The following is a 19,346-nucleotide window of genomic DNA, read 5'->3' as shown; positions in this document are numbered from 1 at the left end:
ATTGGATTAATGGATGATATAGCGAACGACATCTCCTCGACCATCGGCAGAAGAATACATGCCGAAAGAGTGGCTCGAGGGTGGTCCCTGGCAGCGCTGGCGGAGCGGTCCGATGTTTCGAAAGCCATGCTGAGCACGGTAGAACGCGGCATGACCAGCCCGACGGCGGCGCTCCTTGTGCGCATTGCGGCCGCCTTCGGCATGACGCTGTCCACATTGATCGCAAGGGCGGAATTGCAGGGCGGTGGCCTGCTTCGCGAACGTGACCAGCCGCTCTGGCGCGATCCGGCTACGGGTTATGTGCGTCGGCATCTTTCGCCGGTCTCCGACATACCCCTCGAACTGATCCGGATCCAGTTGCCGGCCGGCGCCAAGGTAAGTTTCCCGGCGGCGTCCTATGCCTTCATCAGGCAACAGATATGGCTGATCTCCGGGGGGCTGGAATTCACCGAGGGGGACATCGTTCACCGGCTCGAACCGGGCGACTGCCTGGCGCTCGGCGCGCCATCCGATTGCGTCTTTCACGCTCCGGGGCCGGACGCCGCCGACTATCTGGTTGCGTTGGCCAGGAGCTGAGGTGAAGGCGCGCCGTCCAAAACGCTCCGACAATGGGGGTCCGCCGCTCGACGACTATGACGGTCCGCCCTGGGGCAAGGGTGAGCCCTATGTGTTTCTTGCCTGGCGGACCGCCCATGCCCAGGCATGGAAAGTGTCGAGCCGCGAGATCATGCTGATGCGGCTGGACAAGGCCGAGCGGCTGGGCCTGACCTATGAGGAATACACGCTCGAACTGCTGGAACGCGGGCGACATCTGCAAGAGGAAGACGCCGATCGCATCGCGGAAATCCGGCGGGCCAGGAAGCGGAAGCGGATCAGTCATTTCGATTGACGGACGGCGCAGGGGAACCACATGAGTTCGATCGAAATCAGGCCACTCACCAGGACTGACGGAACGCAAAAAATGCTGGCGGATCTGCTGATCGGGACAGTCGCTGCCGGCGGCTCGGTCAGCTTCATGCATCCGCTGGCGCCGGAGATGGCCGCGGCCTTCTGGAACAGGTCGCTTCAGGCGGCCGCCAGAGGCGAAAGGGCCGTGCTTGGGGCCTGGAACGGTGAGGCTCTGGTCGGCACCGTCACCTTGCTGCTCGACTGCCCTCCCAACCAGCCGCACCGGGCCGAGATCGCCAAGCTGATGACCCGCCTCGATTATCGCGGCAAGGGCATCGCAACCCGCCTGATGGAGGCGGCGGAAGCCGTTGCCGTGGAGAAAGGCCGCACGCTGTTGGTCCTCGACACGGCAAAAGAGGAGGGGGCTTCCGGCCTCTATGAAAAGCTCGGCTTCACGCTGGTCGGCGAAATACCGGATTATGCGCTGAAGCCGCATGGCGGGCTCACAGGCACCCTCATCTACTGGAAATGCGTCGGCCGGACACGGTGATGGCGACAACGATGCACCTTTGCAACACCCGTCAGACCATCGCGGGCATGGAAAGAATAGCTCTTGCGTCAAATTGGCGGCGAGCTTAGAGAAGCCGCCCATTCTGATCCGTCGTCCTGAAAGGAGACCTGTCAATGACCCGGCGATCCAGATCGACACATTCCGTGCCGACGCTGGAATTGCGTGCGGCTGACAGGGTTCCAATCAGGAAGAACGCCCATGGCAAAGTCCATGATCCAGCGCAGGCAGGATGCCGAGCGCGAACGCATTGAAGCATATGCCGTAACGCTGCGGCGGGTTTTTCCCGTCCCGCGTCCCGCTCCGGATTTCGAGCGGGCGCTCGACGAGGCACGTCGGGGCTTTGCCGGCATGGCGATCCGCGACGGCGCGCTGTGGCGTCCAAAGCTGAAGACGCGCGACCCCGCGCGGCTGCGGCTGGCCGCGGCGCGTCATCTCTATGCGCGCTACCCGGTTACAGCCGCGCTCGAGGGGATCTGGCTGGACAGCTCGGGGTTGCATGCCGGCGAGATTGCGCTTCGCAAGGCTTGGTATATCGCAGTGGCGCGTGGTGACTCGCTCTACAAGGCGGGCGCCTGTGCGTGGCTGTCTCGCAAGGAGGTGCATTGCTTCTTGAACTTGCCCGGCGATTTCACGTTCGACGAGGCGTTTTGGGTGGCGATCGCCCGGTCCTACACGGATGATTCCGGGTTGGCGGCCCGACTTGCCAAGTCGAAAATTGCGCGCACGCCACGTAACGATCTGGGCTTCTGGCGCGAGGTGACACGGTTCTTCTGCGGGCAACCCGCGTCGAAGGAGGAGATCGACGATCTATGCGACTATATCGGCGCCGTGCACCAGCGCGATGCGGCGTACAGCCTGAAGGGTCGCACGCTCGCCTCGCTGCGTCGGCAGATGCTGGAATGGCATCGAGACATTGCCGCGATCGAACGCATCGAGGCAATGCGCCGCCGCGCTGCCGGGCGAGCCGCCACGCGTACTGCCGGGACGCAGTCGCAGGGTCGCGCCTGGGACGGCTCGTGCCTGGACGACTGGGACTGGCAGCCGTCGACCAAGGAGGCAAAGGCGCATGGCGAGCGTTTCTTCATCCGTCAGTTGAAGACAGCTGAGGATCTGGTCGCCGAGAGCCGGGCGATGCATCATTGCGTCTCGATATACGCGGCCAAATGCATCGCCGGCAATGCCTCGATCTGGGTGCTGCGGCGCTCGGCGCTGGGCAAGATCGAGCGGTTGCTGACGATCGAACTCGACCGGCAAAACCGTGCGGTGCAGGTGCGCGGTTTCGGCAATCGTCTCGCCTCGCTCGAGGAGCGCAAGATAATCGAGCGCTGGGCCAAGGCGAGGGGTGTGGTGCTCTGCGCCTGAAACGGAAGACCCGCGCGGCGGAAAGGCGGCGCGGGTGCATAATGGGCGGATGTGCCGACGTCAGGCCAAGTGCACATTCGCCGTTGACAGCGGCGTCAAACCAATTCTATTGTTCGCCACCATGAAAAAGGCACTCATTCTCGTAGGAAAGCGCGTGGGCAAGGCGGTGTAACCGCCGGGCGATGACCTCCCATGCGCAAGACACAGGCTCCCTCGGGGGCCTTTTTTATTGCCCGAAATACGACTAAACGACCAGCAATCGCCAGATGGCGAACAGTACGGGACCAGACCGATGAGCAGTGGACAGAATGAGCGGCGCGAAATGCCAAGAACTGAAATGCCAAGGAGCGAAATGACGGGCGCCGAAATGGTGGTGCAGGCGCTGAAGGACAACGGCGTCAAGCATGTTTTCGGCTATCCGGGCGGCGCGGTTCTGCCAATCTACGATGAAATCTTCCAGCAGGACGAGGTCGAGCACATCCTCGTCCGCCATGAGCAGGGCGCGGGCCATGCGGCGGAAGGCTATGCGCGCTCGACCGGCAAGGCCGGCGTCATGCTGGTGACCTCAGGGCCGGGCGCCACCAATGCGGTGACGCCATTGCAGGACGCGCTGATGGATTCGATCCCGCTGGTCTGCCTGACCGGCCAGGTGCCTACTTCGCTGATCGGCTCGGATGCGTTCCAGGAGTGCGACACGGTCGGCATCACGCGGCCCTGCACCAAGCACAACTGGCTGGTGAAGGACGTCAACGAGCTCGCGGCAACGATCCACGAGGCCTTCCATGTGGCAACCACAGGGCGCCCCGGTCCGGTCGTCGTCGACATTCCGAAGGACGTGCAGTTCGCCAAGGGTATCTATGTCCCGCCGCAGACGGCGCCGCGCACCAGCTACCAACCGAAGGTCCAGGGCGATCTGGAAAAGATCAAGGCGGCAGTCGAGCTGATGGCCGGCGCCAGGAAGCCGATCATCTATTCGGGCGGCGGCGTCATCAATTCCGGCCCGGAGGCGAGCCATTTGCTGCGCGAGCTGGTCGACCTCACCGGCTTTCCCATCACCTCGACGCTGATGGGCCTCGGCGCCTATCCGGCGTCGGGCAAGAACTGGATGGGCATGCTCGGCATGCACGGCACGTATGAAGCGAACATGGCGATGCACGATTGCGACGTCATGCTCTGCATCGGCGCGCGCTTCGACGACCGCATCACCGGGCGGCTGACGGCGTTTTCGCCGAATTCGAAGAAGATCCACATCGACATCGACCCGTCGTCGATCAACAAGAACGTCCACACCGACGTGCCGATCATCGGCGATGTCGGGCGTGTGCTGGAGGATCTGGTGCGGCTGTGGCGGGCAACCGCCAAGGCCGACAAGAAAGCGCTTCACCCGTGGTGGGAGCAGATTGCCAAATGGCGCGCGCGCGATTCGCTCGCCTACAAGATGAACCACGAGGTGATCATGCCGCAATATGCCGTCCAGCGGCTCTATGCGCTGACCAAGGACCTCGACACCTACATCACCACCGAGGTCGGCCAGCATCAGATGTGGGCGGCACAGCACTATCATTTCGAGAAGCCGAACCGCTGGATGACCTCCGGCGGACTGGGCACGATGGGCTACGGCCTGCCGGCCGCGCTCGGCGTGCAGATCGCGCACCCGGATGCGCTGGTCATCGATATCGCCGGCGACGCCTCGGTGCAGATGACGATGCAGGAGATGAGCGCCGCGGTGCAGCACGAGGCGCCGATCAAGATCTTCATCCTCAACAACCAATATATGGGCATGGTGCGGCAGTGGCAGCAGCTGCTGCACGGCAACCGGCTGTCGCACTCCTATACCGAGGCGATGCCGGATTTCGTCAAGCTCGCCGAAGCCTATGGCGGCCACGGCATTCGCTGCGACAAGCCGGACGAGCTCGACGACGCCATCAAGGAGATGATAGCGGTCAAGAAGCCCGTCCTGTTCGACTGCCGCGTGGCGACGCTCGCCAACTGCTTCCCGATGATCCCGTCCGGCAAGGCGCATAACGAGATGCTGTTGCCGGACGAGGCGACGGACGAAGCTGTGGCCAACGCGATCGACGCCAAGGGCAGGGAACTGGTGTAGTCTGGTTGGAGGAAGCTGTGCGGAAACAGCAGATTAGCGCAAAAGTTTGAAATCGAGATTTATGTCATGAACGCACAGTTGCAACCGACCGGCTCCGCCTATTTCATCGCCAAGGAGACGGAAAAACCAGAGAACCACACGCTTTCGGTCCTGGTCGACAACGAGCCGGGCGTGCTTGCGCGGGTCATCGGCCTGTTTTCCGGACGTGGCTACAACATCGAGAGCCTGACGGTCTCGGAAACCGAGCACGAAAAGCACCTGTCGCGCATCACCATCGTGACGCGCGGCACGCCGCACGTGCTGGAGCAGATCAAGCACCAGCTCGAGCGCATCGTGCCGGTGCACCGCGTCGTCGATCTCACCGTGCGGTCGCAGGAATTCGGACAAGAGCGGCCACTGGAGCGGGAACTCGCGCTGGTCAAGGTCGCCGGCACCGGCGAAGCCCGCGTCGAGGCGCTCCGGCTCGCCGATGCATTCCGCGCCAGCGTCATCGATGCCAACACCGAGCATTTCATCTTCGAGATCACCGGCAAGGGCTCCAAGCTCGATCAGTTCATCGCCATCATGAAACCGCTCGGGCTAGTTGAAATCTGCCGTACCGGAGTGGCGGCGATGAACCGCGGCCCACAAGGGATGTGATCATGATGCTCGCGGCGGCAATTCTAGCAGGCGCCGGCGCAATCGTTCTTGCGGTCACGACGGCGGCGGCCAGCCAGGAGCCGGTATTCGACAAGTCAGTGCTGCCGAAATTGTTTGAAGAAATCGACCGCAGGGGCACACCGAGCTATTATTTCCAACAATGCCCGGCCGATATTTGGCGCAGGGCGTCGGGCGTCGATGACGCGCTCTTTTCCACGCCGGGAATAGATTACCAAGGTTGTGAGAAAGACGTCTTGGCCTGTGCCAAGCGGTGTTTCGACGGACGCAGGGGCGAAGCCTGTTTCGAGACGGCCAGGGTCATCCAGGAGCACTCGCCAGAAGACAAGCAATGGACCGAGGAGATGTTCGCCCAGGCCTGCGCTATTGGCAGTATCGGCGGCTGCACAAATCGCGGCGCGGGAATTCTCTTGGTCGGCTTGGGCTAAACAAACTGCTTGCCGCCGGTAGTGCCAATGAATCTTGCCCTTATCGCACATTCAAGCTGAGCTGCAATGAGGGCGATGCCTGGGGTTGCACCATGTATGGCAGCGCCCTTCAGCATGGTGAAGGCGTCTCTGTGGACGAAGCCGAGGCGATGGCCGCTTACAAAAAGTCTTGCGAGATCGCTATGGAATTTGACGCCTGCCGATACGCCAAGGCGCTCATGAAAACGATGCAAAGCCGCTAGGGCTTTTCAGATTTGCGCAAGTGCGATCTTTGCGCTGCCTCGCCTCGACCAAGTACTTTGCTTTCTCTCTTGATAGGGCGCGATACCGGGCAGACATCCTGAACAAATCCATTCAGCGTGTTCACAAGATTGTTCTGGACCAGAGAGTAGTGGATGAACTGTCCGTGCCGCTCCTTGGCGATGAGCCCGGCCGTCTCGAGAATGCTCAAATGCTGCGAGATCGACGGTTTCGACATCTCGAAGCGCGCCGCGATCTCGCCCGCCGTTAGGGAAGAGTGCGCAAGATAGGCGAGGATCTTGCGCCGGGGCGCTGAAGATAGCGCTTCAAACACGCGCTGTATCGCGCCATTTGCGTGAGCAGCCGTTTCGGCATCCGCTGCGTGCTCTGCATCTTCGATCACTGTCTGCCACCTTGTGATGCCGAGGCGTTGGCTGCGCCTCGGTCCGCTTTTCTCATTTTAATTTAGACTATTGCCTAAATACCTAATTCGTAGTAGTAGACGATTAGCTTACTGCCTAAGTAACGGAAGACGCGCCAGAAGGCAAGCCTGTGGTCCGGAAATGTTCATGCAGGAGGAGGGGTACCGATGAAAACCATATCCACGGGCAGAATGATTTCCCAACAGGACAGTGACGCCGAAGACGGCAAAGTCGTGTGGGTGCCGGCAAAGTCGATCTGGGTCGGGGCGATGACGATAGCCGCCATTGTGTTGGGACCGATGACATTTAGCTGGAGTGCCTTCGCCTTATTCGTTGCGACAACGGCGGCGACAATCTGCGCCGGACACTCGGTGGGGATGCACCGTCTGCTCATCCACCGGTCGTTCAAGGTTCATATCTGGGTCGAGCATGCGCTGGTCTACCTTGGCGTGCTCGTCGGCATGGCCGGTCCTTTTGGGATGATCTATGCTCACGATATTCGTGACTGGGCTCAGCGCCAGACCGCATGTCACGATCTCCATGCCCATCGTCGGCCATTTTTCACCGATGCCTTCTGGCAGATGCATTGCGCGGTCGCTTTGCGCAATCCACCCACCTTCGTCATCGAACCCTCGATCAGGAATGACCGGTTCTACAAGTTCGTCGAACGCACCTGGATGCTGCAACAACTGCCCTGGGCGATCCTCTTTTTCGCACTTGGCGGCTGGGATTGGGTGGTATGGGGAATCGCGGTGCGCGTTTCAGTGTCGCTTACCGGGCATTGGTTGGTTGGGCATTTTGCGCACCGGGATGGGGAGCAAGGATGGCGCGTCGACGACGTTGCCGTGCAAGGATACAATTTGCCGCGTTTCGGGCTGGTAACGTTCGGCGAGAGTTTCCACGGCAACCATCACGCGTTTCCCGAGTCTGCACGGCTTGGTCTGGAACACGGACAGATCGATCTCGGCTGGCTATTCATTCAGGTTCTGGCGATCCTGGGTCTGGCGCACAGCGTCAAGATTCCGGAGAATACGCCGAGACGCAAAGGGCTGCGACGCGTGCGCCGTCAGCGCGAAACTGCCCCGGATTCAGATCTATGGTCGGTGCAGCCCTACCGCAGATAGATGTTCTCAGCGGATATTGGCCTAAGATATGAATGAACGCTTGGGGCGCGTGGACCAACGAATTGCATTTGCACTCAGCACCTCATCGATTTAAGTCAGTATTTCAGTATTGTTGATCTTTGCGATCCTCCATGACCTTCGATGCATTCCTTGCTCTGCTGGTCTATGCCTTCGTGACCTCGATCACGCCGGGTCCGAACAATTTCATGCTTTTGGCCTCGGGCGTGAATTTCGGCTTGGTCAAAACCGTGCCACACATGCTCGGCATCGGCATCGGCTTCCTCGTGCTGTTGCTTGCCGTAGGCTTCGGGCTTGGCGCCGTGTTGACGGCCTTTCCGGTGCTGCATACCGGGTTGAAGATCGCTGGCGGCCTCTACCTGCTTTATCTCGCCTGGAAGATCGCCATGTCGCGCTCGCTCGGCGGCGAAGGCGAGGCGAAGGGCCAGCCGATGCGCTTCATCGAGGCTGCGGCTTTCCAGTGGGTCAATCCCAAAGCCTGGGTGATGGCGATTACAGCCATGGCCGTCTATACGAACCCGGAACGCCCGTTTGTGTCGGTGGTGCTGATCGCAGCCGCTTTCGCCGTCGTCATGCTGCCGAGCATTTCGACCTGGGCCGGTTTCGGCATGGCGCTGCGCGGCTTTCTGGCGGATGCGGTGCGGCTCAAATGGTTCAACATCGCCATGGGTGCGATGCTTGCGGCGACGCTGTGGCCGATGCTGCGTTAGCTGCCGTTCTATTGTGCACTGCACATTAAATCTTCGTAATGACGGGTTTTGGCCCTTTTTCGCCTTCGGCATCCTCTATTATCTGGCAAAAGCGCGGCAAGAGGCTGCGAGTTGAGCTAGACTACGGCCACCGGATAGCGGCGTGTCGGATCGAGAGGTCTTTTGTCGATGCGCGGAAAGATCGTATTAGCGGTGATCGCTGCAGCCTGCGTTGCCGCGGCGTGGCTCTATCTTTCGCCCAGCGCAATGAGCGGTCTTCAGCAGATGCTGTCGGCGAATCAGACGGCGACGGCGGACAAGCCCGCTGCAGCGGCAAATGCCGCGCGTACGACTTCGGTGGTTGCCGCCACCGCTACGACGGCCGATTTCCCGGTCCGGCGCTATGCCATCGGCTTTGTGTCCTCTCCTGCCGTGGTCAGCATCAACGCGCGGATATCGAGTCAGATCGTCGCAATCGCGGTCAAGGACGGACAGATGGTGAAGGCCGGCGACCTTCTGTTCTCGCTGGACGATCGCTCGTTGAAGGCACAACTGGCACGCGATCAGGCGACGCTCGCGAAAGACCAGGCGCTGCTTGCCAGCGCCACGGCCGATCTTCAGCGCGCCAAAAATCTCGTCGCCAGGCAGGCCGGAACACAGCAGACCTACGATCAGGCCGTCGCGGCGCAGAAATCCGCTGCGGCCACCGTCGACGCCGACAAGGCAACGATCGATGCGGACCAAATCCAGCTTGGCTTCGCCACGATCAGGGCGCCGATCTCCGGCAGGCTTGGCGCAGTCAGCGTCGCCGTCGGCGATCTCGTCACCACCAGCAACGGCAGCAGCACGTCGACTCCACTGGTGACGATCACGCAGGTCGACCCGCTGCAGGTGAACTTCAATCTCCCCGAAAGCGATCTTGCCTTGCTGCACAAGGCGCTGGCAGCGCCGCAGCAAGGTGCGGTGACGCTGACCAAGGACGGCGACCCGAAGCCGATCGGCAAGGGAACGCTGGATTTCGTCGATTCCAGCGTAGACACGGCGTCCGGCACGATCGCAACGCGGGCCAGTGTGCCCAACGCCGATCTTTCGCTATGGCCGGGCCAATACGTCAACGTCGTGCTCGATGCCGGCATCATGCCACAAATGACGTCCGTTCCGACGGTCGCCGTCCAGCCCAGCCAGAAGGGCCCGTTCGTCTATGTGATCAAGCCGGACAACACCGTTGAAATGCGGCCCGCGCAGGTCGCGCTGACAGAAGGCACCAACACCGCAATTAGCCAAGGATTGAAAAGCGGCGAGCGTGTCGTCGTCGAGGGTCAGACCAAACTGAAGAACGGCGCGGCGGTGCGCGAAGGCAAGGCTTCGACCGGCACCGGCGATCAGGCGGCTCCGAAGGTTGCCGAGGCTGACCGGACGGCCGGAACACAGCCATGATTTCCGAATTCTGCATCCGTAGGCCCGTCGCCACGCTGCTCATGTCGTTCGCCCTGGTTCTGGGCGGGCTATTTGCTTACAAATTTCTGCCGGTCGCGGCGCTGCCAAGCGCCGAATTTCCGGTTGTCAACGTCTCGGCCTCGCTGCCCGGGGCTTCGCCGGAAACCATGGCGACCTCGGTGGCAACGCCTCTGATCAAGCAGTTTGCCACTATCGCAGGCATCGATTCGATCTCGACGACCAACTCGCTCGGCTCGACCTCGATCGCCATTCAGTTCGTGCTCAACCGCGACATCGATGCAGCCGCCGCCGACGTGCAGGCAGCGATCGCACGCACGCAACGACAATTGCCGCCGGAGATGACCAGCCCGCCGAGCTACCGCAAGGTCAATCCAGCCGACGCGCCGATCCTCCTGATGTCGCTGGTCAGCGACACAATTCCGCTGACCGATCTCGACGCGTTTGCCGAGAATGTGATTTCGCCGTCGCTGTCGACGATCGACGGCGTTGCGCAGGTTTCGATCTACGGTCAGCAGAAATACGCCGTCCGCGTCCAGATCGATCCGACGGCGCTCGCCGCACGCGGCATCTCGATCGACCAGCTGCAGACGGCCATCGCCTCGGCCAACAGCAACACGCCGCTCGGCGTGCTCAAGAACAACAAACAGCAGCTGACGATCACCGCGAACACGCAGCTGACCGATGCGGCGGGATTCTCCAACATCATCATCGCCACCAAGAACGGCCATCCGGTGCGGCTCGGCGAGGTGACCCGCGTCATCGATTCGGTCGAGACCACGACGACGGCAAGCTGGTATGACGGCACCCGCGCCATCATCATGGCCGTGCAGCGCCAGCCGGATGCCAATACCGTCGACGTCGTCGACCGCGTCAAGGCGATGCTGCCTTCCTTCGACGATCAGATGCCGGCAGCGGCGAGCATCCAGTTGCTAAACGACCGCTCGACATCGATCCGCGAGGCGGTCGATGACGTGCAGTTCACGCTCCTGCTCACCATCGCGCTGGTGGTGATGGTGATCTTCCTGTTCCTGCGCCGGGTAACGGCGACGATCATCCCGGCGGTGGCGGTACCGATTTCGCTCATCGCCACGCTGGGCGTGATGTACCTGTTCGGCTTTTCCATCGACAACGTCTCATTGATGGGGCTGACGCTGGCGGTCGGTCTTGTCGTCGACGATGCAATCGTCATGCTCGAAAACATTTTCCGCCACATGGAGGAGGACGGGCTCTCTGCCCTCGAGGCGTCGCTCAAGGGCGCGCGCGAAATCGGCTTCACCATCATCTCGATCTCGATCTCGCTGGTCGCTGTGTTCATTCCGGTGCTTTTGATGGGCGGCGTGATCGGGCGCATCTTCAACGAATTCGCAGTGGTGGTGACGGTCGCCATCCTGGCGTCGATGTTCGTCTCGCTGACGCTGACGCCGATGCTGTGCTCGCGGCTGTTGTCATTATCGAAAGCCGAGCAGAAAGCAGCGCATGGCGGGGACCCTAGACAAAACGTCTTCATGCGGGGCTATGACAGGCTGCTGACATTCTGCCTGCGCCACAATTTCCTTGTCTTCCTTGTCTTCCTCGTGACCGCCGGGCTGTCGGTGTGGCTGATCCAAATTTCGCCGAAGGGCTTCTTCCCGCAGGAGGATATCGGCCAGGTCTCGGTGACGACCATCGCGCGCCAGGACATTTCGTTTGACGCGATGGTGAAGCTGCAGGGGCAAGTGGCGGATGTCTTCACCCATTCGCCCTACGTCGCGCATGTCGGCTGGTCGGCGGGCAGTGGAAACAATGCGCTCAACCAGGGCCAACTGTTTGTGCAGCTGAAAGACAAGGACCACCGACCCAACATCGACAAGGTGCTTACGGACCTGCGGCGCCAGCTGGCCAATGTGCCCGGCATCGAAACCTACATGCAGCCGGTGCAGAACCTGCGGCTCGGCGCGCGTTCTTCGGCGAGTGCCTACCAGCTTGCCGTTCAGGGCCTCGATACCGGCCTGACGAACGTCTGGGCGCAGAGGCTGACGGACGCGATGGCTGCCGATCATGCCGCCTTCACCGACGTCACCAATGACCTGCAGAACAACGCGCTACAGGCGACGCTGGTGATCGACCGCGACAAGGCGGCGAACCTCGGCGTCGATACCGACACGCTGCGCTCCAGTCTCTACGGCGGTTTCGGCACCCAGCAGGTGTCGACCATCTTCGGTTCGGCCGACAGCTACGACGTGATCATGGAGCTCGATCCGAAGATCGAGTGGTCGCCCGAGCGGATGCTGGCCATCAAGGTGAGAACGGCGAGCGGCAGCCTGGTGCCGCTCGGTGCGTTCGCCCGCGTCGATCGGACCGCCGGTGCTTTGACTGTCAACCAGCTCGGCCAGCTTCCGGCAGTGACCATCTCCTACAATCTGCCGCAAGGCGTGGCCCTCGGCGACAGCTTGAGCCACATCAACGCGCTGAAGGACAAGATCGGCATGCCGCCGACGATCTCGACCGCCTTCTCGGGCACGGCGAAGACGTTCCAGGATTCGCTTTCCAACCAGGGGCTGCTGATCGGCGGCGCGATTCTGACCATCTATATCGTTCTCGGCATGCTCTATGAGAGCTTCATCCACCCGCTCACCATCCTGACCGGGCTTCCGTCGGCGGTGCTCGGCGCGCTGGTGGCACTGCGGCTGGCGGGGATGGATCTGTCGGTGATCGCGGTGATCGGCATCCTGATGCTGATCGGCATCGTCAAGAAGAACGGCATCATGATGATCGACGTGGCGCTGGAACTCAGGCGCGAGGGGATATCGCCTGTCGAATCCATCCACAAGGCCTGCCTGATGCGCTTCCGGCCGATCATGATGACCACGCTTGCGGCGCTGATGGGCACCATCCCGATCGCGCTCGGCACCGGCGCCAGCGCGGAATTGCGCCAGCCTCTCGGCGTGGCGGTGGTCGGCGGTCTTGTCGCCTCGCAGGCACTGACGCTGTTCGTCACGCCCGTCATTTACGTCTACATGGAGCATTTTTCCGGCTGGCTGGTCAGGCTGTGGGCACGGCGTCGGGGCGAGCCGAGCCCGGTCGAAGCGGTCGACCAGCCGTCACTGTTCGACGAGGAGGAAGAACCGGTGCCGCAGAAGGCGGCAGCGGAATAGCGCTGGCCCAAGCCGTGGTGCTTGCGGCCCGGGGGCCGCGATCGTAATTTGACGTCATGCCGCATAATCACGACCACGACAACGAGCTTGATCCTTCTGCGGCGCGGGTGCGCGCGCTGGAGACGATTCTCACCCGCAAAGGCCTGATCGATCCGGCGGCGATCGATGTTATCGTCGACACCTATGAGACCAAGATCGGGCCGCGCAACGGCGCAAAGGTGGTGGCGAAGGCCTGGGTTGATCCCGGGTTTGCCGCATGGCTGAAGCGTGATGCGACGGCGGCCATCGAATCGCTCGGCTACACCGGCCGGCAAGGCGAGCACATGCAGGCGGTGTTCAATACGGCCGACACGCACAACCTCGTCGTCTGCACGCTATGCTCCTGCTATCCGTGGTCGGTTCTCGGCCTGCCGCCGGTCTGGTACAAGGCGCCGCCTTACCGTTCGCGCGCAGTGATCGATCCGCGCGGCGTGCTCGAGGAATTCGGTCTGACCTTGCCGGCGAGGACGACAATCCGGGTGTGGGATTCGACCGCCGAGCTGCGCTATCTGGTGGTGCCGATGCGCCCCCGGGGTACGGAGGGCTGGGATGAGGCACGGCTCGCCGATCTGGTGACGCGCGATGCCATGATCGGCACCGCGTTGGCGCGGGAGCCGGCATGAACGGGCCGCAGGATCTCGGCGGCCAGATGGGTTTCGGGCCGGTCGCGCCCGAACCGGACGAACCCTATTTCCATGCCGATTGGGAAAGGCGGGCGCTGGGCGTGACGTTGTGCGCCGGCGCCATGGGCGCCTGGACCATCGACGAGAGTCGGCACGCGCGAGAATCGCTGCATCCAGCGGATTATTATGCCTCCAGCTACTACCAGATATGGATCAAGGCGCTGGAGGTGCTGCTCAAACGCCATGGTTTCGTCAGCGACCGCGACCTGGCTACGGGCGACGCAGTCGACCCGGCAGCGACACCCAAACGGGTGCTGAAGGCTAAGGACGTTCCGGCGGTGCTGGCCAAGGGCGGGCACTGCGACCGGCCTGTCGCCGTGCCTGCGCGGTTCAAGGCGGGCGACCCCGTGCGAACCAGGAACTTTCATCCGACCGGCCACACCAGACTGCCGCGCTATGCACGCGGCAAGCGAGGTGTCGTCGAGGCTGTGCGCGACGGCTTTGTCTTTCCCGACACCAATGCGCACGGCCAGGGCGAAAACCCGCAATGGGTCTATACGGTGGCCTTCACCGGCGGCGAAATCTGGGGCGAGGGCGCCGATCCGACACTCGTCGTGTCGATCGATGCCTGGGAGAGCTACCTTGAGCCGGCGTGAGACGGGCTCAGTCGCCGCCATGCTGCCCGCCGGTGTCGAGGCGCCTGTGTTTGCCGAGCCGTGGCAAGCAGAGGCCTTTGCCATGACGGTAGCACTGCACGACAACGGGCTGTTTTCGTGGAGCGAATGGGCGGATGCTTTGTCGGCAGAGGTGAAGCGGCCGGGCGCCGCGCGCGACGGTCACGATTACTACGAGCACTGGCTGGCAGCGCTGGAAAAGCTGCTTTTGGCCAAGGGCGTTGCCGGAAAGCGCGACGTCGATGCGCTCGCCGCTGCCTGGGAACGCGCCGCGCATGCAACGCCGCATGGCAAGCCGATCCAGCTGGAGAACGATCCACAGCGGGCCGGGTAAGCTGCGGTCGCCTGGCCTTGTTCTCTTTACGTTCCTGTTCGTCACTGATAGCCTGACCCTGTCGCAGCGGCGTGATTGCCGGCGATGAAAATTGATGGTGACGGCAGTCACCTTGTCTTTCCCTCGCGAATCCGGTCTGTCGCGCTGATGGAATTCTCCCCTCAACAGGACGAAGCGCTGAAGGCGGTGGCCGGCTGGCTGAAAGCCGGCAAGCCGCAGCTGTTCCGGCTGTTCGGCTATGCCGGCACCGGTAAGACGACGCTGGCGCGCTATTTCGCCGAGCATGTCGACGGCCAGGTGCAGTTCGCCGCGTTTACGGGTAAGGCGGCGCAGGTGCTGCGTTCCAAGGGCGCGGTCAATGCCCGCACCATCCATTCGCTGATCTACCGGCCGAAGGGCGAAGAATCGGTAGCGGACGAGGTAACCGGCAAGACATCGATGTCGCCGACATTTTCGCTCAACCGGCAGAGCCCGATCTCGCGCGCCAAGCTCGTCGTCATCGACGAATGCTCAATGGTCGACGAGCAACTCGGCCGTGACCTGATGAGCTTCGGCACGCCGATCCTGGTGCTCGGCGATCCCGGCCAGTTGCCGCCAATTTCCGGCGGCGGCTTCTTCACGGACCATGAGCCGGACATTCTGCTCACCGAAATCCATCGCCAGGCGCGAGACAACCCGATCATCCGGCTTGCGCTTGACGTGCGCGAGGGCCGCGAGTTCATGCGCGGCGACTATGGCGCGGCGCAGGTGATCGGCAAGGAAGACGTCACCCAGGAACTGGTGCTGAAGGCGGACCAGGTGCTGGTCGGTACCAACCGCACGCGCCGCCGTTATAACCAGCGGCTGCGCGAGCTGAAGGGGTTCAACGCCAATTATCCGCAAGCCGGCGACAAGCTGGTCTGTCTGCGCAACGATCCGGCCAAGGGACTGCTCAACGGCTCGCTGTGGAAGGTGATGACCTCGTCGCGCGAGACGGTCAAGCCCGGCATCAATCTGCTGGTCTCACCGGAGGAAGATGACCCGGATCGCGGCGTCGCCAAGATCAAGCTGCTCAAAGCCGCATTCGAGGATCCCGACGCCGACATTCCCTGGCAGCAGAAGAAGCGCTTCGACGATTTCGATTACGGTTACGCGCTGACCGTGCACAAGGCGCAAGGGTCGCAATGGAACGAGATCGTGCTTTTCGACGAAAGCTGGGCATTCAAGGAAACTCGCCAGCGTTGGCTCTACACCGCGATCACGCGCGCGGCCGAACGGCTGACGATCGTCCGATAGGGCTGTCAGGTCCGTCGTATCAGCGCTGGGCGATCGGTCTGGCGTCAAGCCATTCCCAGGCGGCGGCTTCGTCCTTGGCCTCGAAATGCCGGAGTTCGATAGGCAAAGAGGCAGGCAAAAAGGCTCTTGCCTCCGGTATCCAGTTCGGCTCACCGATCGCCGCGCAGCGGCCGATATGCTCCACTGCATGAGCTATGCCCTGTTCGACCGTCTCGTCCGATACGTCGGCCCAGTCGACACCCTCATGGTCGATCAGGCGCACCAGCACGTCGATTTTCGGATGCAGCGCATAGGCCGCCTCCAGCAATCCGAACAGGTTTTCGGCGTCAGCCGCTGCGACATGGCCGACGACATCGATGGCGAAAAGATCTTCGCGATCGGTGTCGATGCGGCGAACCGCCGGCACGGCCTCGAGAAAATTCAACAGGGAACTCCTTGGGCTCGATTTTCTTCGCACACCTTGGAACACCTGAAACCCTCTGTCTGTTCCCGTTAAAGGCGGTATAGATGCGCGCCAAGATCAGCCTGGAGCCGTGCAAATGCCTGCAAAGCTTTCCGTCAACCTTAATGCGATCGCCATGCTGCGCAACCGACGCGACCTGCCGTGGCCAAGCGTGACCGGGCTTGGACGCATCGCGCTTGCTGCCGGCGCGCATGGGCTGACGGTGCACCCGCGACCCGACGAGCGGCACACCAGGCATTCCGATCTGCCTGAGATCAGGGCGCTGATCGACGACGAGTTCCCGAATGCGGAATTCAACATCGAGGGCTATCCGACCGAGGAGTTCCTGGCGCTTGTGGAAAAGCACCAGCCGGAGCAGGTGACGCTGGTGCCCGACGACCCGGCGCAGGCGACTTCCGACCATGGCTGGAACTTCGCCGCCGAGGCTGCGTTTCTGACACCGGTCGTCAAGCGCCTGAAGAAGGGAGGCTTTCGCGTATCGCTGTTTTCCGATCCGGACCCCGCTGGCGTGAACGCCGCTCGCGACACCGGCGCCGACCGGATCGAACTCTATACGGGTCCATATGGCAGCTATCATTCCGATTCGGCAAAAGCGGCGAAGGAATTGGAGAAATTGGGAAAAACGGCGGATGCCGCACTGGCTGCAGGGCTCCAGGTCAATGCCGGGCACGACCTTGTGGTGAGCAATTTGCCGGCGCTGGCCAGGCGCATCCCGGCATTGGCCGAAGTGTCGATCGGACATGGGTTGACAGCCGATGCGTTGGAGTATGGCATGGCCGCAACGGTCAGGCGGTTTCTGAAGGCTTGTGGCTGGTAGAGAAAGGCGAGCCGATAGGCCATGCGTTCCCGGCACGGCAGCGCGTCCTTTCCATCCCGCAGCATAGAGCGCCGCACGTCTATGGGAGTGTCGTCCATGGCCCTTGCCCACGCTGGTAGCGAGGCAGAACCCATCGAACAATCCAGCCACTCCAAGGCCGAGCAGCACAGCACCAGAGTTTTGATGCTGGGCGCGTTGGGCGTGGTTTACGGCGATATCGGCACGAGCCCAATCTACGCGTTTCGGGAAGCGCTGCACGCATCGTCGGGACCGGTAGCGCGCAACGACGTCCTTGGCGTGCTGTCGCTTATCGTCTGGGCGCTGACGATCATCGTCACGATAAAGTACGTCGCTTTCGTGCTCAGAGCCGACAACAAGGGTGAGGGCGGCACGCTGTCGCTGATGGCGCTTGCGCGCAACGCTTATCCAAAGGGAGCCCGGTTCATTCTGGGGATCGGACTTTGCGGCGCGGCGCTGTTTTTCGGCGACGCCATCATAACGCCGGCCATCTCCGTGCTTTCGGCGGTCGAGGGCCTGGAAGTGGTGACCCCGACGCTGGAAACTTATGTTGTTCCGATCACGCTGATCATCCTGGCAATACTTTTTGCCGTGCAACGCTTTGGCACCGGCAGGGTGGCGGCCGTGTTCGGACCGGTGACGGCAGCGTGGTTCCTGGCGATCGGCGCCGCCGGGGTCTACCATCTGCTGGACGACCCGTCGGTCCTGCTGGCGATCAATCCCTATTACGCGGTCGCTTATCTGGCCAATACGCCCACCGGTGCGTTCGTCACGGTCGGGGCGGTGTTCCTGGCGGTCACCGGGGCCGAAGCCCTTTATGTCGATCTCGGCCATTTCGGCCGCAGGCCGATCGTGCTGGCGTGGTTCTCCGTGGTGTTCCCTTGTCTGCTCCTCAACTATTTCGGACAAGGCGCGTTCGTTCTGGCCAACGGCGGCAAACCCACCAATCCATTCTTCCAGATGCTGCCGGATTGGGCGCTAATGCCCATGGTTGGGCTGGCCACGGCAGCGACGGTGATCGCAAGTCAGGCGGTGATCTCCGGCGCTTTCTCGCTGACGCGGCAGGCGGTGCAGCTCAATCTGCTGCCACGTATCGAGGTGCAGCATACTTCCGAGATGCAGTCCGGCCAGATCTACATGCCGCGGGTCAATCTGGTGGTCGCGCTGGGCGTGATGTTGCTGGTGGTCGGCTTTGGCAGCTCGAGTTCGCTGGCTTCCGCATATGGCATTTCGGTGACTGGCGAAATGCTGATGACAACCATCCTGCTGTTCGTGGTGATGCGGTTCCGGTGGAAATGGCAGCTTGCACTGGCAGCCGCGCTCACACTGCTGTTCGGCACGATCGATACCGGATTTTTCCTCGCAAACGTCGTTAAGATCCTCGAAGGCGGGTGGGTGTCGATCACGGTCGCTTGCGGCATGGGGCTGATCATGTCCACATGGATACGCGGCACCCGCTATTTGTTCGACAAGACGCGCCGGAACGAGATCCCGCTGGATTTCCTCGCCGGCAATCTGCTGAAGAAGAAGCCGCATCTGGTGTCGGGCACCGCGGTGTTCCTGACCAGCGACCCGCTGAGCGCGCCGACGGCGCTGATGCACAGCCTCAAGCACTACAAGGTGCTGCACGAGCAGAACGTCATCCTTTCGGTGGTGACGGCACCGCAGCCGGTTGTGCCCGACAGCGAGCGCGTCAAGATGGAAATGGTCAACGAGCTGTTCATGCGGGTGACGCTGACCTTCGGCTACATGGAGCAGCCCAACATCCCGCGTGCGCTGGCGATCTGCCGCAAACAGGGCTGGAAGTTCGACATCATGACGACTTCCTTCTTCCTGTCGCGGCGCTCTCTCAAGGCCTCGCCCAATTCCGGCATGCCGGTCTGGCAGGACAAGCTGTTCATCGGGCTGGCGCGCTCGGCGGCCGATGCAACGGAATATTTCCAGATCCCGACCGGACGGGTGGTCGAGATCGGGACGCAGGTGGCTATTTAAAAACGTGGCCGTTGCG

Annotated in this window: 20 protein-coding genes; 18 read left to right on the top strand and 2 right to left on the bottom strand. The window is 62.1% G+C overall.

The features are described from left to right. The first annotated feature begins 9 nt into the window (after nucleotides 1–9). The 8 genes from NKI24_RS10780 to NKI24_RS10745 all read left to right on the top strand — a co-directional run bounded on the left by NKI24_RS10780 (nucleotide 10) and on the right by NKI24_RS10745 (nucleotide 6,252). Entirely contained in the window at nucleotides 10–576 is a 567-nt protein-coding gene (locus NKI24_RS10780) for a helix-turn-helix domain-containing protein (protein WP_352450065.1), read from the top strand. 1 nt (nucleotide 577) lies between these two features. Then, a complete protein-coding gene (locus NKI24_RS10775) occupies nucleotides 578–889 on the top strand; it encodes a hypothetical protein (RefSeq protein ID WP_352450064.1) in 312 nt (103 codons plus the stop codon). A gap of 21 nt (nucleotides 890–910) precedes the next feature. Further along, a complete protein-coding gene (locus NKI24_RS10770; protein WP_352745148.1) occupies nucleotides 911–1,438 on the top strand; it encodes a GNAT family N-acetyltransferase in 528 nt (175 codons plus the stop codon). Nucleotides 1,439–1,657: 219 nt separating this feature from the next. Continuing rightward, the gene (locus NKI24_RS10765) at nucleotides 1,658–2,821 is read left to right on the top strand and encodes a PcfJ domain-containing protein (protein ID WP_352745147.1); all 1,164 of its coding nucleotides are present in this window, start codon (nucleotides 1,658–1,660) and stop codon (nucleotides 2,819–2,821) included. 352 nt (nucleotides 2,822–3,173) lie between these two features. Next, nucleotides 3,174–4,925 carry an acetolactate synthase 3 large subunit gene (locus NKI24_RS10760; RefSeq protein ID WP_352644617.1) on the top strand — a complete coding sequence of 584 codons (1,752 nt, stop codon included), beginning with the start codon at nucleotides 3,174–3,176 and terminating at the stop codon, nucleotides 4,923–4,925. A 66-nt stretch (nucleotides 4,926–4,991) separates the two neighbouring features. Then, on the top strand, nucleotides 4,992–5,564 hold the full coding sequence (gene ilvN / locus NKI24_RS10755) for an acetolactate synthase small subunit (RefSeq protein ID WP_023676680.1): 573 nt from the start codon (nucleotides 4,992–4,994) through the stop codon (nucleotides 5,562–5,564). A 2-nt stretch (nucleotides 5,565–5,566) separates the two neighbouring features. Continuing rightward, entirely contained in the window at nucleotides 5,567–6,010 is a 444-nt protein-coding gene (locus tag NKI24_RS10750) for a hypothetical protein (RefSeq protein ID WP_352745145.1), read from the top strand. A 92-nt stretch (nucleotides 6,011–6,102) separates the two neighbouring features. Further along, entirely contained in the window at nucleotides 6,103–6,252 is a 150-nt protein-coding gene (locus NKI24_RS10745; RefSeq protein WP_352745143.1) for a hypothetical protein, read from the top strand. Here NKI24_RS10745 and NKI24_RS10740 read toward each other — a convergent pair. Further along, nucleotides 6,249–6,653 carry a metalloregulator ArsR/SmtB family transcription factor gene (locus tag NKI24_RS10740; RefSeq protein ID WP_352450059.1) on the bottom strand — a complete coding sequence of 135 codons (405 nt, stop codon included), beginning with the start codon at nucleotides 6,651–6,653 and terminating at the stop codon, nucleotides 6,249–6,251. The two genes, NKI24_RS10745 and NKI24_RS10740, sit on opposite strands and share 4 nt — an antisense overlap. 186 nt (nucleotides 6,654–6,839) lie before the next feature. On the opposite strand from NKI24_RS10740, the gene NKI24_RS10735 reads away from it, so the two are divergent. From NKI24_RS10735 to NKI24_RS10700, 8 genes are all read left to right on the top strand, one after another. Continuing rightward, nucleotides 6,840–7,796, top strand: coding sequence for an acyl-CoA desaturase (locus tag NKI24_RS10735; RefSeq protein WP_352705109.1), 957 nt, complete (start codon nucleotides 6,840–6,842; stop codon nucleotides 7,794–7,796). A 131-nt stretch (nucleotides 7,797–7,927) separates the two neighbouring features. Further along, complete coding sequence (locus NKI24_RS10730) at nucleotides 7,928–8,524, top strand: LysE family translocator (RefSeq protein WP_352745140.1); 597 nt, start codon at nucleotides 7,928–7,930, stop codon at nucleotides 8,522–8,524. A gap of 168 nt (nucleotides 8,525–8,692) precedes the next feature. Further along, a complete protein-coding gene (locus NKI24_RS10725) occupies nucleotides 8,693–9,940 on the top strand; it encodes an efflux RND transporter periplasmic adaptor subunit (RefSeq protein ID WP_352745138.1) in 1,248 nt (415 codons plus the stop codon). After that, nucleotides 9,937–13,095 (top strand): efflux RND transporter permease subunit, encoded by a 3,159-nt coding sequence (locus NKI24_RS10720; RefSeq protein ID WP_352745135.1) that lies wholly within the window; start codon nucleotides 9,937–9,939, stop codon nucleotides 13,093–13,095. The genes NKI24_RS10725 and NKI24_RS10720 overlap by 4 nt, the downstream gene beginning before the upstream one ends. 56 nt (nucleotides 13,096–13,151) lie before the next feature. After that, nucleotides 13,152–13,757 carry a nitrile hydratase subunit alpha gene (nthA, locus tag NKI24_RS10715; protein WP_352745132.1) on the top strand — a complete coding sequence of 202 codons (606 nt, stop codon included), beginning with the start codon at nucleotides 13,152–13,154 and terminating at the stop codon, nucleotides 13,755–13,757. After that, the gene (gene nthB / locus NKI24_RS10710) at nucleotides 13,754–14,413 is read left to right on the top strand and encodes a nitrile hydratase subunit beta (protein ID WP_352680213.1); all 660 of its coding nucleotides are present in this window, start codon (nucleotides 13,754–13,756) and stop codon (nucleotides 14,411–14,413) included. Before nthA ends, nthB begins: the two co-directional genes overlap by 4 nt. Before the next feature lie 19 nt (nucleotides 14,414–14,432). After that, complete coding sequence (locus NKI24_RS10705) at nucleotides 14,433–14,765, top strand: nitrile hydratase accessory protein (RefSeq protein ID WP_156937343.1); 333 nt, start codon at nucleotides 14,433–14,435, stop codon at nucleotides 14,763–14,765. A gap of 147 nt (nucleotides 14,766–14,912) precedes the next feature. Further along, the gene (locus NKI24_RS10700; protein ID WP_352745234.1) at nucleotides 14,913–16,040 is read left to right on the top strand and encodes an ATP-dependent DNA helicase; all 1,128 of its coding nucleotides are present in this window, start codon (nucleotides 14,913–14,915) and stop codon (nucleotides 16,038–16,040) included. Nucleotides 16,041–16,059: 19 nt separating this feature from the next. Here the strand turns inward: NKI24_RS10700 and NKI24_RS10695 are convergent, their stop codons facing one another. After that, the gene (locus tag NKI24_RS10695; RefSeq protein ID WP_352745129.1) at nucleotides 16,060–16,464 is read right to left on the bottom strand and encodes a SpoIIAA family protein; all 405 of its coding nucleotides are present in this window, start codon (nucleotides 16,462–16,464) and stop codon (nucleotides 16,060–16,062) included. A 115-nt stretch (nucleotides 16,465–16,579) separates the two neighbouring features. Here NKI24_RS10695 and NKI24_RS10690 point away from each other — a divergent pair, with 115 nt between their 5' ends. Continuing rightward, on the top strand, nucleotides 16,580–17,320 hold the full coding sequence (locus NKI24_RS10690) for a pyridoxine 5'-phosphate synthase (protein WP_352471639.1): 741 nt from the start codon (nucleotides 16,580–16,582) through the stop codon (nucleotides 17,318–17,320). A 96-nt stretch (nucleotides 17,321–17,416) separates the two neighbouring features. Next, nucleotides 17,417–19,330 (top strand): potassium transporter Kup, encoded by a 1,914-nt coding sequence (locus NKI24_RS10685; RefSeq protein ID WP_352745125.1) that lies wholly within the window; start codon nucleotides 17,417–17,419, stop codon nucleotides 19,328–19,330. Nucleotides 19,331–19,346 lie beyond the last annotated feature (16 nt).

It is taken from the genome of Mesorhizobium sp. M0701, from assembly GCF_040320365.1.
Taxonomy (GTDB): Bacteria; Pseudomonadota; Alphaproteobacteria; order Rhizobiales; family Rhizobiaceae; genus Mesorhizobium.
Note: the sequence above shows the minus strand (reverse complement) of the source record. Positions and strands in the feature narration are given on the sequence as shown.

What these genes read in the sequence shown, in the direction of transcription:
- nthA (WP_352745132.1), top strand. Translation starts at nt 13,152, where the DNA reads ATGCCGCATAATCACGACCACGACAACGAGCTTGATCCTTCTGCGGCG.
- ilvN (WP_023676680.1), top strand. Translation starts at nt 4,992, where the DNA reads ATGAACGCACAGTTGCAACCGACCGGCTCCGCCTATTTCATCGCCAAG.
- nthB (WP_352680213.1), top strand. Translation starts at nt 13,754, where the DNA reads ATGAACGGGCCGCAGGATCTCGGCGGCCAGATGGGTTTCGGGCCGGTC.
- NKI24_RS10720 (WP_352745135.1), top strand. Translation starts at nt 9,937, where the DNA reads ATGATTTCCGAATTCTGCATCCGTAGGCCCGTCGCCACGCTGCTCATG.
- NKI24_RS10770 (WP_352745148.1), top strand. Translation starts at nt 911, where the DNA reads ATGAGTTCGATCGAAATCAGGCCACTCACCAGGACTGACGGAACGCAA.
- NKI24_RS10750 (WP_352745145.1), top strand. Translation starts at nt 5,567, where the DNA reads ATGATGCTCGCGGCGGCAATTCTAGCAGGCGCCGGCGCAATCGTTCTT.
- NKI24_RS10700 (WP_352745234.1), top strand. Translation starts at nt 14,913, where the DNA reads ATGGAATTCTCCCCTCAACAGGACGAAGCGCTGAAGGCGGTGGCCGGC.
- NKI24_RS10765 (WP_352745147.1), top strand. Translation starts at nt 1,658, where the DNA reads ATGGCAAAGTCCATGATCCAGCGCAGGCAGGATGCCGAGCGCGAACGC.
- NKI24_RS10745 (WP_352745143.1), top strand. Translation starts at nt 6,103, where the DNA reads ATGTATGGCAGCGCCCTTCAGCATGGTGAAGGCGTCTCTGTGGACGAA.
- NKI24_RS10730 (WP_352745140.1), top strand. Translation starts at nt 7,928, where the DNA reads ATGACCTTCGATGCATTCCTTGCTCTGCTGGTCTATGCCTTCGTGACC.
- NKI24_RS10725 (WP_352745138.1), top strand. Translation starts at nt 8,693, where the DNA reads ATGCGCGGAAAGATCGTATTAGCGGTGATCGCTGCAGCCTGCGTTGCC.
- NKI24_RS10760 (WP_352644617.1), top strand. Translation starts at nt 3,174, where the DNA reads ATGACGGGCGCCGAAATGGTGGTGCAGGCGCTGAAGGACAACGGCGTC.
- NKI24_RS10780 (WP_352450065.1), top strand. Translation starts at nt 10, where the DNA reads ATGGATGATATAGCGAACGACATCTCCTCGACCATCGGCAGAAGAATA.
- NKI24_RS10685 (WP_352745125.1), top strand. Translation starts at nt 17,417, where the DNA reads ATGGCCCTTGCCCACGCTGGTAGCGAGGCAGAACCCATCGAACAATCC.
- NKI24_RS10705 (WP_156937343.1), top strand. Translation starts at nt 14,433, where the DNA reads ATGCTGCCCGCCGGTGTCGAGGCGCCTGTGTTTGCCGAGCCGTGGCAA.
- NKI24_RS10735 (WP_352705109.1), top strand. Translation starts at nt 6,840, where the DNA reads ATGAAAACCATATCCACGGGCAGAATGATTTCCCAACAGGACAGTGAC.
- NKI24_RS10690 (WP_352471639.1), top strand. Translation starts at nt 16,580, where the DNA reads ATGCCTGCAAAGCTTTCCGTCAACCTTAATGCGATCGCCATGCTGCGC.